This is a genomic window from Nonomuraea sp. B208 (assembly GCF_057536035.1).
Map to the genome: position 1 here is coordinate 49,271 of NZ_BAAJOU010000029.1, position 13,567 is coordinate 62,837.

The window sequence follows — 13,567 nt, forward strand, 5'->3', positions numbered from 1 at the left end:
CCGGCAGACGCGCGAAAGCCCTCGCAGGCAAAGGCCGGCGAGGGCTTTGTGCCGCCGCCCCGCACTATCGGGTCATCACTCCGAGGGGGCGGCGAGGTCCCAACCACGCACGATCAGGGACGTCTACAAGGCTACTCGTTGAGTTCTTTGAGGATCTGCGAGACGCGTTGGTGGGACAGGTCTACCGCGCTGCCCACGTCGCTCTGGGTCCACCCCTGGGAGGTGAGGAGGGTGGCGGCGCGGCGGACCGCGTCACGCTCGGCCTGCTCGGCGAGGACGCGCGCCTGCCGCGCCTCGGTGACGGCTTCCAGGGCAGCCGCGGCGTCCGGGTCGGCGGGCTCCAGGCGGACGCCGATGGTGCCGGGCTCGGCGTTGAGCGTTTCCAGGACGAGCCAGCCGAGGTTGCGCTTGACGTCGATCCACGTCGCGCCCTGGGCGCTGACGGCGCTGTCGCCGATCTTGACGGTAGCGGTCCACATCCGTCCGGTGCGGATGGCGGTGCCGGTGTAGGTGGTGGCGCGCGTGGCGGTGGCGTCGTCGCTGGCGGGGGTGATGTCGGGCTGGGCGAAGATCGCTTCGTTGGTTGGCATGGCTCTCAACTTAGGGGCTCATTTCGGATCTGTCTAGTCAGCTAGCGGATTTTCTTCTAGTTGGCTAGAAACCTTGCGAAGGTCGGGAAGCAGGGGTGCCCCCCGCCCGTGGACGGGGGGCACGGTGACTACTTGGCGACTACGGTCGGGTTGCCGGTGCCAACGCAGCGGCGGCCCTTCACCTCGTGGTACGGAGCCTTCGAGCCGACAGCCACACCGGCGAAGAACTCCGTGCACACCCGGCACTGACTGTCCGGGAACTTCTTGTTGGGCGACATGTAACCCCTTCCTGCGTGGTTGGCCCTCCGGTTGATGAGGCCGGTGGGCTTCGCGAGAGCCGCTCTCTCGCTCACAAATAAAAGTATAGGGGTCATTTACAATCTGGGCAAGAGGGCGGGCCTGCGAAGATGGGCGCTCACCGCGCCCCCGTGGGCCTGGCTTGGCCGGGGCGATTCTCGGGACATGCCGTCATCCGGCCGCCCGCCCGCTTGCCTGCTCAGATGAGGTGCGTGACGTCCACTTCGCAGCAGTCCGTGACGGTCGCGCCCGTCTTCCCGAGCGTGGTCACGCGCGGGTCCTTCTCCCCGCACGTCGGGCAGGCGTCGATCCAGCCGCGCCCCTGCTGATCGGCTTCCGCCTCCTCGGCGGCGTCGAGTACGTCGAGCAGGGCGTGATCGGCCGCGACCGACACGCGGTACGGGAAGAAGTGGCCGTGCTGGTCGCGCAGCACGGTACCGCGCCGCTTCTTGACGCGGACGGTCAGGCCCGCGTCCCTCAGGCGGGCGGCGATCATGTGGGCGTCGTCCCGGTGCCGGAAGTCGCCGGCTGGCAGGGCGCGGGCCGCGATGACGCCGTTCCGGTACTGGGCGTAAATGACGTACCGGGGGCCGGCGAATGGGGGCAGCGGCTCCCCGCGCCGGTCGGTGCCCGGGTGCCACGCGGTTTCGTCTCCAGGGACGTGGACGCCCCACAGGGCGGCGAACCCGGACTCGGGTTCGACGGGGTGGGCCTGGAGCGTGGAGCGGACGTAGACGGCGGTGATCATGGGTGCCCCCTTCTGGGCTGTGGCTGTGGGGAGGGGTGCCCCCCGGCTTGTGGCCGGGGGGCGGGGGTGCTCAGCCCTTGTAGGGGGCGTGCACGGTGGTGGGGGCGTCCGCGTCGGCGGGGATGCCCTCACGCTCGGGTGCCGGTGCCGGGGTGGCGGCGGGGGCGGTCTTCCGCTGGCGGATGACCATCAGGGCCCAGACAAGGACGCCGGTCGCCACGATGGGGAGCAGCGTGCCGGTGAAGAAGCCGCCCACGGCGGCGATGGTGGACGTGTCGCCCACGGTGGTCATGCCGACCGCGTTGGCCGCCGGGGGCGTGCTCGCGACGGCGGGGGCGGCTACCTGCGGGGTGGCCACCTCCGGCATGGTGGGCCGGGTGGCCGGTGCCTCGACCTGCGGGGCGGGTGCCTGCGCCTGCGGGGCGGCGGCGGGCCGGTCGATGTAGACGGTGGCCGGGGTGACCGGCGTGCTGGCCGTCTTCGGCTTGGCCGTGCTCTTGGCCGTGGGGGTGGCGGTGGCCTTCTTGCTGGCCTTGGGGGTGGCCGTCACGGTGACCGTGGGGGTGGGGGTCGGGGTGACCGTGACGGTGACGGTGGGCTGCGGCGTGGCGGTGGCCTGCGGGGTCTCCGTGGCCGTCGCCGTGGCGGTGGGGGTGGTCTGCGGGATGGCGGTGACGGTGATGGTGTCGATCACCGCGCCCTTGCCCGCCGCGAGCGTCAGCGTGTAGTCCCCGGCGGTGGCCGGGAGGTACTTGCCGCTGAAGGTGACGGGGGCGCACAGGGGGTCGTACGGCGCGGTGGCGACGGGGTGGGTGTCGCCGCCGGGGGTGGTGACGGTGACCTTCGCGTCGCACACGTTGGTGACCTTGGCGTCCACCGTGAGGAGGGTTCCGGCCTTGACGGTGTTGCCGTTGGCCGGACTGGTGATGCTTCCCGCGTCGTCCGCCAGGGCGGCGGTGGCGGGGGCGAGCGCTGCCGCGAGGGCGGCGATGCCTGCGAGGGCGTAGGCCCTGAGCTTGACCATTGAGGTCCTTTCCTGGGGCGTCTCCGGTGACCGCTCACCGGCTGACATGTAAAAGCATAGGGGTCGTTTATGTTCTCGTCAACATGATCAGCCGAGTAGACAGAAACGTAAATAGCCCATATGCTTTTACTTGTGAGTCGGTGAGCGGTCACCGACAAAGCCCCAGGAGGTAAGCATGACCATCGTCGCCACCCGCCCCGCCAGCATCGCCGCCACCCTGTCCCCCGAGGCCATCGCCGACGCGAAGGACCTGCTCGACGACCGGGGTTGGTTCCACGAGGGCGACGCGACCGGCGCTGAACTGCTCGACCTGATCGACGCCGCGCTCGGCATGCGCGACGTGTACCTCTGCGAGGCGTGCTTCGACCGGATCACCGACGAGATGGCGCGCGGCGGCGTCGCGGTCTGCCGCGACTGCGGCTGCTAGCCGCCCCCGGTTCCGGGCGGGATGAGCGGTCATCCCGCCCGGAACCCCATCGAAAGCCCTCAAACGCCCCAGGAAGCCCCGGAAGGACCATCCCCGTGTCGATCACCCTGCCCGCGCCCACCGCGCCCGCTACGGCCCCGTTCAGGCCGTTCCTTGATCCCGCGTGCACCACGTGCGGCAACACGGACGTGACCGTCCTGGAGGACCTGCGCGGCGACGCCTACACCGACTGCTGCCCCGGCGACCCGGTCGCGTTCACCTGCGCTGAGGCCGGCGTGTACGTCTACCTCTCCCCCGAGGGCGACGAACCGGACTTCTGCCCGCACTGCCCCGAGTACGGCTGCGCCACCTGCCAGAGCGACATGCGCGTGACTCGGCGGCACGACCCGAGCAGGGGATTCGTCCTCGTGTGCGCCGCCTGCCAGCCGTAGCCCCCGCCCCGGGCGGCGCGCACCGCGCCGCCCCTCCCCTGACTTCCCCTTCTCGCCTCTGGAGGCAATCCCGTGATCTCCACCGCCATGACCGACCTCGGTGCCGTCTGGGTCGTCCCCGACTACGTCGCCCGCTACGCGGGCACATTCGACCGCACCATCGAGATCACCCACGCCGTGTGGTCCGGCCTGGTCGAGAGCCGCAACGTCCGTGAGGGCGACGACTTCGACGACCGGCTCAACCTGCTCATGCGGGACGCGTACGAGGCGGCCAACGTGACCGGCGACGACGTCAAGCGCGTCGCGCTGAGCGTGGCCCGCCACCGCCACGACGGCGAGCGGTTCGAGACCGGCCTGACGGTCCAGCTCGCCGACGCCGACGACCCGCGTAGCCGGATCGTGTTCGCGCTCGCCTCGGAGCTGCCCGTGGACGCGCCGACCCGCGCCGACCGCATCGCCTCCGGTGACCTGGTCGAGGTGCCCGCCGACCTGTCCCGGGAGGCGAACCTCCGGTTCCCGGTCGCGATCACCCGGGCCGCGTGGGAGGACTGCGTGGCCTGGACGGACGCCGACAACCGGCGCAAGGGCACCGTGCAGGACGAGACCGGCCGCCTGTGGGACGTGCTCTGGATGACCCGTTCCGCACTCAAGGGCATGCCGTCCGGCCACCGCCGCACGCCCGTCTTCCTGCACCGCACGCCCCGGGAGCGCCGCATCCGCAAGGCGCACCCGGCCACGCTGCACGTCGCTGTGACCATCGAGAACGGCCAGCAGTTCATCACCATCTCGCACCCCAGCGAAGCCTGACCCTTCCCCGGCGGGCCCGTCCGGGCCCGCCCCCTCTCGGCACCCTTGGAGAACAGCACCATGACCACTCAGGTCCCCACCCTGGAGGAGATCCGCGCCCAGCTCCGGCGCGAGGACCAGGCCGCCCGGCTCGGCTGGACTGCCGCGCACGCCGACGCCGTGGCGTGGGCGGTCGCCGGCGGCTTGCACCACGACGCGAAGGGCTTCTACCGCACCGGCCGGAACGGCGGGCGCGGGCGCGCGGTGTCCCGCGACCGCGTCCGGGCGCTCATCTCGGCGGGTTTCCTGGAGCTGGACGGCGCGGCCGTCGCCGCCACGGCGGACGGGCGTGAGGGCCTGGCCGCGTGGGAGACCGTCAAGCCGGTCCCGGCCGTCGAGGACCCGAAGGAGCCGCTGCGCCCGCTGTACCAGGGCGAGGAGGCGACGCGCCGCCACGCCGCGTGGGAGGCCCGCGTGGAGCGCCACCGCGAGGAGTCCGCGGCCCGCTGGGCGGCCACGGTCGCGCGGCTGGAGGTCGCCGAGGAGGAGGAGCGGCAGCGGGAGCGGGCCAACCGCCGGACGGGAAGCGCGTGGGATGCGATCTGGGGGCCGCGCCCGGACTACGTCTATGAGGCGGACGGCACGGTGACGCTGAACGGGGTGGACGTCACCACGTACGACGACGTCGCCGAGGAGGTGGCCGGGCCCGCTGAGGTGGCCCCGGCCGTCGAGCGTCGGGCCGTCACGCACGCCGCCCCGCGCCGCCACACCACGCCGCGCCGCCCGGTTCGCCGGCTGACCATGCAGCGCGGGCCCGCCCGGCGTCGCCCGTCCTGGCCTCGCCCGGTGTCGGCCCCGGTCGCTCGGCGGCTCGACCTGGCCAGCCACGGCCGTCAGCGCCGTTCGGCGTTGACGCGCTGACCGTCGCGACGCGGGCCGGACGGCACCGGCCCGCGTCTCGCCCCTTGATCATCCACTTGCCAATAAATAAATGACCCATATACTTTTATTTGTGATCCGGGGAGCGGTTCCCCGGTCTGATCCCCAGGAGAACCACACTGTGATCTTCGAGTCCGCCGTCGCCCGCACCCTGGTCCGCATGCACTTCGCCGAGACGTCCACCCTGACCGCGCACTCTGGCCGCGACTTCACCCCCGAAAGCATCACCGTGCAATGGGTGTGGACGGCCGCCACCGGATGGACCCACATCGACACGGAGCTGTTCGGCCCCATCGTGGCCGGACAGCAGACCCCCGCGGGGCAGTTCGCCCAGCCCGATTACGGCTTCTACCGGGCGATCCCGGGCCGTCAGCCCGGCGACCCCCATGAGCTCCCCGCCGAGTACGCGCAGTACGTCGAGGCCAGCCGCCCCACCTGGACCCCCAAGCTCGGCGGCTGCGCCGAGTGCGGCATCAGCGAGGACCTGACCGAGCAGCACAACCAGGTCACCGGCCGAACCGAACCGCTCTGCGGCACCTGCCACCACGAAGCCGTCTCCGGCACCTGACCCACAGCGCGCGGGCCCGTGCGGTACGGGCCCGCCCCGCCCCCTACCGAAGCCCCAGGATTGAGGAGAACCCCAGTGAACCAGTCGCAGCTTGCCGACATCATCCGCGCCGCCCGCCTCGACAAGCGCGGCCCGCACCAGCACCACGCCCACATCAGCCTCAACCGGATCGAGCTGTGCATCCGGCCCGAGGACGGCGTGCCCGGCCTGTCCCGCGCCTACTTCGAGGCGGTCCGCCCGCTCCTGGCCCCGGGCTGGGAGCTGGAGGTGGTCACCTACCACGGCGAGAACGGGCAGCGCACGGTCACCTACTCGGGCCGGTCCGCCCCGGCCGTCGAGGACGACGGGAACCCGCCGAACGGCTGCGGGTGGTGCGGAGTCGAGCAGTACCACCACCAGGGCCTTTACACGACGCCGGTCGGCAGCCACTCGTGGGTGGACCCGGGTGACGCGCTGCGCAAGGCGCGCATGCTCGCCCACCGCGCCCGCGCCACCTCCACCACGTAAGAGACATCAGGCACAAGAGCCCGAACTCGCCCCACGAGTTCGGGCTTTCTCGTACGATGAGCCCATTCCACCAAGCCGCAGCGTCGACCCCTGGAAGGAGGGACGGGCACTCAGAAAGGCACACACGAACGCCATACGTATCGCGACCAGGGCAAACGCCGCGAATAGGTCGCTTGCCTGGCCGCATTGTGTCCGTTCTCAGATTGGTGGAATCGACTTCATGTCCCCTGAACGCGTCATCCTGATCATTCTCGCGGCCGTCGCCGCTGCGGCCATCGTCGCCGCCCTCATGCTCGCGGACCGCAAGTCGTGGCCCTCCGCGATCCTTGCCGGGCTCCTCTCCGGCGCGGCCGTCCTGTGGGCGCTGCTCAGCTGGTTGAGCGCAAACCAGTAGTCCGACATACGAAGGGCCCGAACCCCCCTCTGCCGAGGTTCGGGCCCTCGCTGTCTACAGGGCTACCAGCCGCCCAGGTGGGCACGCATGCCGCCCGTGTGCCGCATGCCGCCCGTCGTGCTGCGGAAGCCGCCGCCCACGCTCGCCGTCCAGCCGCCTGTGTCGCTGAGTCTGATCATGCTGGACAGCCTGCCAGGGCCCAACCGCCGGCCACAACCCCCAACGGCTCCAGCAGCTCCCGGCCGTCGAGCGAGTGATGCACCACCAGCCACCCGAACGACCCGTCATCGCGGGCAACCGGCCGCGTCCCCGGCCCACACACACAGCCCCGATCGCCCTCGGCGACGTCGTGCTCGACCAGGTCCCCGACCGGGTAGGCGTGCAGCTCGTTCACAGCTCGACCACGCGCGGCTCCTCGCTCGCCAGCGTGGACACCTCGATCACGTCGCGGCCCTCCACCACGGCGAGACGCGCCTCCAGCTCGGCCACCCGCGCCTCCAACGCCTCGACCCGCCCGACCGCCAGCACGGGACGCTCGACCGACACCGCAGGCTCCGGCGGCGAGAGCCACGGATGCGACTGCGAGAAGATGCCCGTCAACGCCCGCCCGGCAGGGTGCCGGCGCTTCGCCTCCTCCCGGGCCCGCCACTCGTCGTACGTCGCGTACGTCCCCGGCGCGTCCCACGGCCGCGGCGAGCTCGTCAGCTCCGACGCCCGCTCGGCCGGGACCGACACCACCATGTCGTGGGGGCCCGGCTCGACCTCCTCGCCCTCGGGCAGCAGCCGCGCGGTTGACCAGCGTGGCGCGCGCAGGTTCCCGTACGGGTCCGCTTCGGCCTCGACCACCACCCGCACGTAACGCTCCGTGCCAAGGTCTCCCGAATCCCCCGGCTCATGACTACCCACCGTGCTCCTCCCCCGTTCCGGCCTGCCCGGCCTGCCCCGTACGGGCCGCCGCCTCGGCCGCCCGACGCTCCTTCGCCTTCCGCACCCTCGCGAGCACGCCCTCGATCACCTCCGACTGCGCCACCTCCACCGGGCCCGCGTTCGGGCCGGACACCTCCAACGCCTTGCGAGGCTGCCAATCCTCCGGATCGAGCTGCGCCAACGCCTTCAACGCCACCACCCCGTTCGGCGGCGTCACCTGCACCTCCTCCGACCCGTCCGGCCGAACCGTCCGCTTGATCTCCACCCCGCCCACCGCATCCTCGAACACCGCGTTCACCAGCCGGCCGATCGCCCTCGCGCCCGCGCGCGTAAACCGGGCCGAGAAGTCCGAGTAGATCGGGTCTGGGTCTTCCCCCTCTTCTCCTTTTGAGAGCCAGAGCTGGAGGGTTGATCGGCTGATGCCGCAGGCTGCGGCGGCTCCTCGGGTTCCGTGGCCGTTGGCTCGTGCTTCGCATAGGGCGGCGGCTAGTTCGGGGGTGAGTTTGGTGGGGCGTCCCATGGTGGTGTTCCTCCTCTCGTGGGGGTCGGGGGGTGGGTGGTCTGGGTGTGGTTATGCGGCGGGCTGGGTGGGCTGGGTGGTGGTGTCGGCGGGCGGGGTGGCGCCGATGGTGTTGATGTGGGCGAGGACGCCCTTGGGGTGGATCAGGAGGGAGTTGCCGACGCGGCGGCCGGCGAGTTGCTTGGCGTCGGCCATGTCGCGGATGGTGCGGGGGGACAGGCCGAGGATGTCGGAGGCTTCGGCGACGGTGAGGTCGTGGTTGGGGACGCGGCGGCGCATGGCGTTGAGGACGGCTGTGCGGTGTTCGGTGGCGTACCAGCGGACGGTGCCGTTGCCGTTGCGGAAGATGCGGCCGTGGGCTTCGAGGGTTCGGGCGTAGGGGTGGACGCGGCTGGACTGTTCTCCGCTGAGGGCGGCGAGGTCTGCCGTGGTGGCGCCGTGGGTGCCGGTGGCGTGGATTTGCTTGTAGAGGTGTTCGCGGGTGGCGACGGCTTCGGCCGGGCTGATGCGGCGCCTGGTGGCGTCGGGCTCGACAGCGGCCGTGGGCGAGGCCACCGGTACGGCTGCGGGCGCGGAGGGGAGGGCGCTCTGGTGGCGGCTGGGGGTGGAGGTGGCGATCGAGGCGGCGAGGTCTTGGGAGGCGCTGCGCAGCTCGTCGGCGAGCGAGGTGACGCGGGTGAGCTGGGCGATCGGGACGACGGTGTAGGTGTCGGCGGGGAAGTGGTTGGGAGTGGTGGCCATGGTGGTCTCCTTCAGGGGGTTACTTGTTGGGGTTGAGGAATCGGGCGATCGCGGCGTTGAGCTGGGCGTCGTGTTCGGCCTGGCGCTCGGCGACCGTGTTGGCGTTGGCCTGGTCGACGAAGTAGCGGGCGACGCCGATGGGGGTGCCGAACTGGTTGGCGAGTTCGATGGCCATCTGGGGGGCCATGGAGGTGAGGAGGTCGCGCAGCACGTCCGGGGGGATGTCGCGGAACTCGTCGGGTACGTGGATGGCCGCCGGCTGGGGGGCGCGGGTGGGCGGGTCGGGGTTGTGCCAGGTGGCCGAGTTGTGGTCGGTCTCGCGGACGGTCACCTGGGAGACGTGGACGTCTCGGCGGGTGGTGGCCTGCTCCAGCCACGCGTGGGCGTGGTGGGCGAGCAGCTGCGCGACGCCTTCGACGGTGGGCCATGCGGCGTCGGGGAAGTCGCGGCCGAACACGAACAGGCGCTGGCCGCGTCGGGTGAACATGGCGGCGAGCGGGCTGGGGGTGCCGTCCGGGCCCGGCTGCAGGAGGGGCATGAGGGGGTCGTCGGCGCCGAGCATGAGCGCGTGGTCGAGGCGGGTGTCGATCCAGTGCTTCATCGCCTGTTTGAAGGGGGTGAAGTCGACCAGGATGCCGTCAGCTCCGAGGTGGGGGCCGGCGATGGTCACCGATGCCCGCCAGGTGTGGCCGTGGAGGCTGGAGCACTTCCCGTCGAGGTGCGGCAGGGAGTGGGCGGCGTGGAATGCGTGGTCGATGGTCTCGGTGAACACGGCTGCGGTTGGTTCCTTCGGGTGGGTCTGGTGTCGAGCGGCGGGAGTGTGACACATCGGCGCGTTAGTGTCCTGCCGGGCCGGGTTCGTACTGGTGGCGTGTGGGTTTCAGTCGGCGGCGAGGAGGATGAGGCCGAGGATGACGGAGCCGGCCAGGATCCAGCACAGGATCGACAGGGCGGTGATGTCGGTGGTGGTACCGGACCAGATGAGGGCGGCCAGGGTGGCGGCCTGCATGAGGAGGACGAGGCAGCCGTCGCCGCCGCGCCGCCTCATGAGAGCGTCCCGACGATGCGCACGGACTCTTTGGGCTCGCGGACGGCGAGCGCGATCTGCGACATGGCGAGGATGTTGGCGATGCCGCGCAGGCCGGGCGGCGGCGTCGGCTCGACGCGGGCCGGGGCGAGATCGAGTTCGCTCAGGGGCGCGGGCCCGGGGGTTGCGGGGTTGAACCAGCCGCGGGGTTCGTCGGCGGCCGCGGGCGTGGGCGTCGCGGCCTTCCGGAAGGGGCGGGTGGCCTGGTGCCGGTCGCGGTACTCGGCGACGAGGCGGTCATAGATCGGCGTGTCTGTCACGCCGGGAGGAGTAGCAGGTCGTTTCGTTAGCGTCGCGTCGCCCTGGTCAGGGGCGTGATCGGGCTAATCGGCGGGCTGCTCCTTGCGTGGCCGGCCTCGGCGCGGCTTGGGTGCGTGGGCGCAGATGCCGCACCCGCACGGGAGGATCGTCTCGCTGGGGGCGCACCCGAGGTCGGGGTTGATCCGGTTGCCCTTGCACTCGCGGTGGTTGCCGGTGGCGCACGCGAAGGACCAGGTGTCGAGGTCGTCCATGGTGTAGCCCTCGGGGACGACGATGGGGGCGCTGATCGAGACGACGGCCATACCCCCAGGATCGCACGCCGTGACCGGTGCGCATCAATACGCACATGTGTTCGAGTGTCAGCCAACACGGGTCGGCTTGCCTCTCTGGTGTAAGGCGGGCTGCACGGCGGTTTACGCCGTCCTGCAATCGGTACGGTGTGGGCTATCTGGACGGTCTACTCTTCTCGGACAGAGCGCGCCGAGTACGGCCTGCCCTGATCGTCCGGAGTCATCCGGATGACTGGCGTACCATCGGACTCAACCCCGCCTGGCTCCAGCGCTCCCGCGCCGGGCCACGCCACGCCGGCGCAAGGAAGACGCAGCCCGAGCCCCTCCTAGCGCCCTCGGGGTGCCCCGAGGGGGCTTAGAGTCGTCACGCCACACGAAGAGATTCTGCAGTGTTAATTCTTATCGTTAATTCTTATTGGTAGTTCATATTGCTGCTCGTATTTATAGCTGGTCCACGAAACCGCCTTATGCAAGGGTAGTTTCGTCGAACTAGTTAGCATGCGGCATTACCTTTGCTAACTCTAACTCGGCGATCGGGAGCCCCAGAACTGATCGGCCAGTCACCCGAATCCCTGCAGCGCTGAACCCGTGTACACGGGCTAGCGGGGGGCCTTGAAGCCCAGCGGGCGATCATGCCCAAAAGTTTCCGCGCATCCCGGTACCCGAATTGTCACACGGGCCCTGCGGGGGCGGCATAATAGTGTTCAACCGAAAGGGCCCCGCACCTCCGGCAAGAGGTGTGGGGCCCTGGCGGTATCAGCCGGGCCTAAGCCCTGAGTGCTGTACCGGGATGTTCGCGCCTCCAGTGTACCGCGTTAAGGGTGGCAAAAGCCCAGGTCCGGCCACATGTTGGTATCGGATGCGGGCGAAACCCGCGGGAGGGGGCTCACTGTGGAGCTCTTTGGCATGACCCTCAATGTCTGCGTGCCGAAGCCGGTCGTCCGGCTCATCTGGCGCGCCATCGTCGTCGTGGTCGTCGTGGTCGTCCTCGCGCAGCAGGGCGCCACGATCGGCTTCTCCATCGGCGGCTAGCGCTCCTCATAGCGCGACGAGGCGGCCGTCCCGGGGGTGCCCGGGGCGGCCGCCTTTACGATGTAGATACGTTCTGTCCTGCCTGGTCAGTTGCTGTCCGGCTCGGCGGGGAGCTGGGTGAGGTGGAGCCGGAACGGCTTCCCGTCGAGGGTGACCGTCACCTCGGGCCGGTCGGCCTGATCGTGACGGATGGTGACGTCAATGCCGGAGTCGTCCAGGGTGTCGGCGACGAACACTGTGGCGATGTCGGCGACGTCCACGGTGGGGGCGATCGGGGCCATGCTGGTCTCCTTGTTGGTGAAGAGGTCGGTCTGTCCGGTCACGTACCGCCACGCGCGAGCAGGGCGGCCATGACCGCGTCGGCGGTGGCCGGGGCCGCGGCACTGGCGGCCGCGGCGATGGAGCAGGGACTTGGCGGCCCAGATCCGGTGTCCGCACCCGAGGCATCGGGCCCAGGGCCGCCGCCGAGGTGCGGCGGCGGCCTGGTCGAGGATCAGGAACTCGTCCTCGGCGTCCGCGTCGGGAGCCGGGTCAGTAGTCACCGGGCGCCGCCCGGATCGTGCGGACGATCTGGGAGCTGCAGGAGACTCCGACGAGCGTCTGCCGGATCGCCTCGGCGTCGGGCCTGCTGCTGAAGCGGCGAGTCTCGAGGATCCGGAGTTCCCATGCGCAGATGCCGGCCAGGCGTTCCGGCGTGGTCGCCTCGATCACCTGGCGCGGGGCCAGACCGAGAGCGCGGCGGACGTTCGTGGCTTCGGGGTGGTCATAGGCGCAGATGACGGTGACGTGCTCGCTGTGGTCGGGCAGCTCGGCGAGCGTGCGGGCGAGGTCAGAAGTCACCGGGCGCCACCTGGAGGACGGTCAGGCCCAAGCCCCGCCAGGCATCCACGACCTGCTGCCTGTCGTCCAGGACCACGCGGACGTCGTATCGGCCGCGCACGTGCTGCTCGTACAGCTCGGTCTTGACCTCGGAGTCCTTGCGGTAGTCGCCGGCGGCCCGCATGTGCAACGCCTCGTACGGCACGCCGAGGTGCTCGTGCAGGCTCTCGGCGGTCGCCGCCCGGCACTCGTCGGACCGGCCGGACATGATGATGATCCGGTAGCCGCGGTGGTGGAGGGCGCGCACCGTCTCGATGACGGGCCAGTTCGGAGTGTCCTCCCCGACGCGCGCCCAGTCGTACGGACCACGGTCGCCGCGCTTGACGAGCGTGCCGTCCACGTCCACGAGCACGGCGATCGGCAGGCCGGCGTGCTCGTCGCCGAGCGGCTGCTCGGCGACGAGCGCGGCCTTCGGGGTGATGAGGGTATGGCGGACGTGGGCCCACTTCGGGTGGTGCTCGAACGGCGCTTCGGGGCCGTCGTACTCGGCGATGAGGTCGATCGCCTCGGTGATGCGCGCCCGCAGGTCCAGGTTGGTGGTGTTGAGCAGGCCGTAGCTGGCGTGGATGACCTCGGCGAGTTGGTGGGCACGGGCGGCTTCCCGCTCGGCGGCCCCGAGCTTGGCGCGCAGCTCGGCGGCCTCCTGCTTGGCCTCCTCGGCGCGCTGCCGGAGTTCGGATGGTTCCCTCTGCAGGCGGGTGCCAAGGCGTTCGTCGGCGTACTCCACCTTGCCGACGAGCCGCTGCTCCAGGAGGTCCCAGTCAACGGCCTTGCCCTTCTTCCACTGGCTGAGGGCGTTGCGGGCGGCGGCGATCCCGCCGAACAGCTCGTGCATCGCCATGGAGTACGCCTCGCGCTTGGCGAGCGCGTCGTCCAGGCGCTCGCGGAGCCGGTCGCGTTCGGTCTCGGCCTGCTGGCGCTGGGCGTGCGCGTCGTCCAGGCGCTCCTGGAGGTGGGCGCGCTCGGCCGTTGGCACCGCGCCGGCCTCGGCGGCGGCGTCGAGGGCGTCCGCGGCGACGCGGTACTGGACGCCGTCGTTGAGCAGGTGCGGCCAGTGCTCGTTGAGCTTGGCGCCTACGGCCTGGACGAGGGGGTTGCGGTTCACGTGGTTCTCCTCGG

The 13,567-nt window shown here is 70.8% G+C and carries 22 protein-coding genes; 8 read left to right on the plus strand and 14 right to left on the minus strand.

The window, feature by feature from the left end; all coding sequences use genetic code 11:
- Window positions 1-131 precede the first annotated feature (131 nt).
- From AC27IY_RS41145 to AC27IY_RS41160, 4 genes are all read right to left on the minus strand, one after another.
- Complete coding sequence (locus tag AC27IY_RS41145; protein WP_487181292.1) at window positions 132-590, minus strand: hypothetical protein; 459 nt, start codon at window positions 588-590, stop codon at window positions 132-134.
- A gap of 128 nt (window positions 591-718) precedes the next feature.
- Window positions 719-943: a hypothetical protein gene (locus AC27IY_RS41150; RefSeq protein ID WP_487181293.1), complete on the minus strand. Its 225-nt coding sequence runs from the start codon at window positions 941-943 to the stop codon at window positions 719-721.
- 143 nt (window positions 944-1,086) lie between these two features.
- Window positions 1,087-1,635 (minus strand): hypothetical protein, encoded by a 549-nt coding sequence (locus AC27IY_RS41155; protein WP_487181294.1) that lies wholly within the window; start codon window positions 1,633-1,635, stop codon window positions 1,087-1,089.
- Window positions 1,636-1,705: 70 nt separating this feature from the next.
- Complete coding sequence (locus AC27IY_RS41160; RefSeq protein WP_487181295.1) at window positions 1,706-2,659, minus strand: hypothetical protein; 954 nt, start codon at window positions 2,657-2,659, stop codon at window positions 1,706-1,708.
- Window positions 2,660-2,834: 175 nt separating this feature from the next.
- Here AC27IY_RS41160 and AC27IY_RS41165 point away from each other — a divergent pair, with 175 nt between their 5' ends.
- From AC27IY_RS41165 to AC27IY_RS41195, 7 genes are all read left to right on the plus strand, one after another.
- Window positions 2,835-3,086 (plus strand): hypothetical protein, encoded by a 252-nt coding sequence (locus AC27IY_RS41165; protein ID WP_487181297.1) that lies wholly within the window; start codon window positions 2,835-2,837, stop codon window positions 3,084-3,086.
- Between the two features lie 95 nt (window positions 3,087-3,181).
- A complete protein-coding gene (locus AC27IY_RS41170; RefSeq protein ID WP_487181298.1) occupies window positions 3,182-3,517 on the plus strand; it encodes a hypothetical protein in 336 nt (111 codons plus the stop codon).
- A gap of 72 nt (window positions 3,518-3,589) precedes the next feature.
- On the plus strand, window positions 3,590-4,324 hold the full coding sequence (locus tag AC27IY_RS41175) for a hypothetical protein (RefSeq protein WP_487181299.1): 735 nt from the start codon (window positions 3,590-3,592) through the stop codon (window positions 4,322-4,324).
- A 60-nt stretch (window positions 4,325-4,384) separates the two neighbouring features.
- On the plus strand, window positions 4,385-5,224 hold the full coding sequence (locus AC27IY_RS41180; protein ID WP_487181300.1) for a hypothetical protein: 840 nt from the start codon (window positions 4,385-4,387) through the stop codon (window positions 5,222-5,224).
- A 139-nt stretch (window positions 5,225-5,363) separates the two neighbouring features.
- The gene (locus AC27IY_RS41185) at window positions 5,364-5,810 is read left to right on the plus strand and encodes a hypothetical protein (RefSeq protein ID WP_487181301.1); all 447 of its coding nucleotides are present in this window, start codon (window positions 5,364-5,366) and stop codon (window positions 5,808-5,810) included.
- A gap of 75 nt (window positions 5,811-5,885) precedes the next feature.
- On the plus strand, window positions 5,886-6,317 hold the full coding sequence (locus AC27IY_RS41190; protein ID WP_487181302.1) for a hypothetical protein: 432 nt from the start codon (window positions 5,886-5,888) through the stop codon (window positions 6,315-6,317).
- Between the two features lie 220 nt (window positions 6,318-6,537).
- Entirely contained in the window at window positions 6,538-6,711 is a 174-nt protein-coding gene (locus tag AC27IY_RS41195; RefSeq protein WP_487181303.1) for a hypothetical protein, read from the plus strand.
- Between the two features lie 390 nt (window positions 6,712-7,101).
- Here AC27IY_RS41195 and AC27IY_RS41200 read toward each other — a convergent pair whose 3' ends face one another.
- The 7 genes from AC27IY_RS41200 to AC27IY_RS41230 form a co-directional block, all read right to left on the minus strand.
- Window positions 7,102-7,566, minus strand: coding sequence for a hypothetical protein (locus tag AC27IY_RS41200; protein ID WP_487181304.1), 465 nt, complete (start codon window positions 7,564-7,566; stop codon window positions 7,102-7,104).
- A 43-nt stretch (window positions 7,567-7,609) separates the two neighbouring features.
- Entirely contained in the window at window positions 7,610-7,927 is a 318-nt protein-coding gene (locus AC27IY_RS41205; protein ID WP_487181305.1) for a hypothetical protein, read from the minus strand.
- Window positions 7,928-8,209: 282 nt separating this feature from the next.
- Window positions 8,210-8,899, minus strand: a complete 690-nt coding sequence (locus tag AC27IY_RS41210; protein ID WP_487181306.1) for a helix-turn-helix domain-containing protein — start codon at window positions 8,897-8,899, stop codon at window positions 8,210-8,212.
- 19 nt (window positions 8,900-8,918) lie between these two features.
- Window positions 8,919-9,671 (minus strand): 6-pyruvoyl trahydropterin synthase family protein, encoded by a 753-nt coding sequence (locus AC27IY_RS41215; protein ID WP_487181307.1) that lies wholly within the window; start codon window positions 9,669-9,671, stop codon window positions 8,919-8,921.
- Between the two features lie 108 nt (window positions 9,672-9,779).
- Window positions 9,780-9,947: a hypothetical protein gene (locus AC27IY_RS41220; protein WP_487181308.1), complete on the minus strand. Its 168-nt coding sequence runs from the start codon at window positions 9,945-9,947 to the stop codon at window positions 9,780-9,782.
- Window positions 9,944-10,246 carry a hypothetical protein gene (locus tag AC27IY_RS41225; RefSeq protein WP_487181309.1) on the minus strand — a complete coding sequence of 101 codons (303 nt, stop codon included), beginning with the start codon at window positions 10,244-10,246 and terminating at the stop codon, window positions 9,944-9,946. Before AC27IY_RS41225 ends, AC27IY_RS41220 begins: the two co-directional genes overlap by 4 nt.
- Before the next feature lie 63 nt (window positions 10,247-10,309).
- Window positions 10,310-10,549, minus strand: a complete 240-nt coding sequence (locus tag AC27IY_RS41230; protein WP_487181310.1) for a hypothetical protein — start codon at window positions 10,547-10,549, stop codon at window positions 10,310-10,312.
- An 894-nt stretch (window positions 10,550-11,443) separates the two neighbouring features.
- On the opposite strand from AC27IY_RS41230, the gene AC27IY_RS41235 reads away from it, so the two are divergent.
- Entirely contained in the window at window positions 11,444-11,569 is a 126-nt protein-coding gene (locus AC27IY_RS41235) for a hypothetical protein (protein WP_487181311.1), read from the plus strand.
- An 86-nt stretch (window positions 11,570-11,655) separates the two neighbouring features.
- Here the strand turns inward: AC27IY_RS41235 and AC27IY_RS41240 are convergent, their stop codons facing one another.
- Genes AC27IY_RS41240 through AC27IY_RS41250 form a run of 3 tightly spaced genes read right to left on the minus strand, consistent with a single transcriptional unit; the run spans window position 11,656 to window position 13,553 of the window.
- A complete protein-coding gene (locus tag AC27IY_RS41240) occupies window positions 11,656-12,111 on the minus strand; it encodes a hypothetical protein (RefSeq protein WP_487181313.1) in 456 nt (151 codons plus the stop codon).
- The gene (locus AC27IY_RS41245) at window positions 12,101-12,409 is read right to left on the minus strand and encodes a hypothetical protein (protein WP_487181314.1); all 309 of its coding nucleotides are present in this window, start codon (window positions 12,407-12,409) and stop codon (window positions 12,101-12,103) included. Before AC27IY_RS41245 ends, AC27IY_RS41240 begins: the two co-directional genes overlap by 11 nt.
- Window positions 12,399-13,553, minus strand: coding sequence for a phosphatase domain-containing protein (locus tag AC27IY_RS41250; RefSeq protein WP_487181315.1), 1,155 nt, complete (start codon window positions 13,551-13,553; stop codon window positions 12,399-12,401). The genes AC27IY_RS41245 and AC27IY_RS41250 overlap by 11 nt, the downstream gene beginning before the upstream one ends.
- Between the last annotated feature and the right edge of the window lie 14 nt (window positions 13,554-13,567).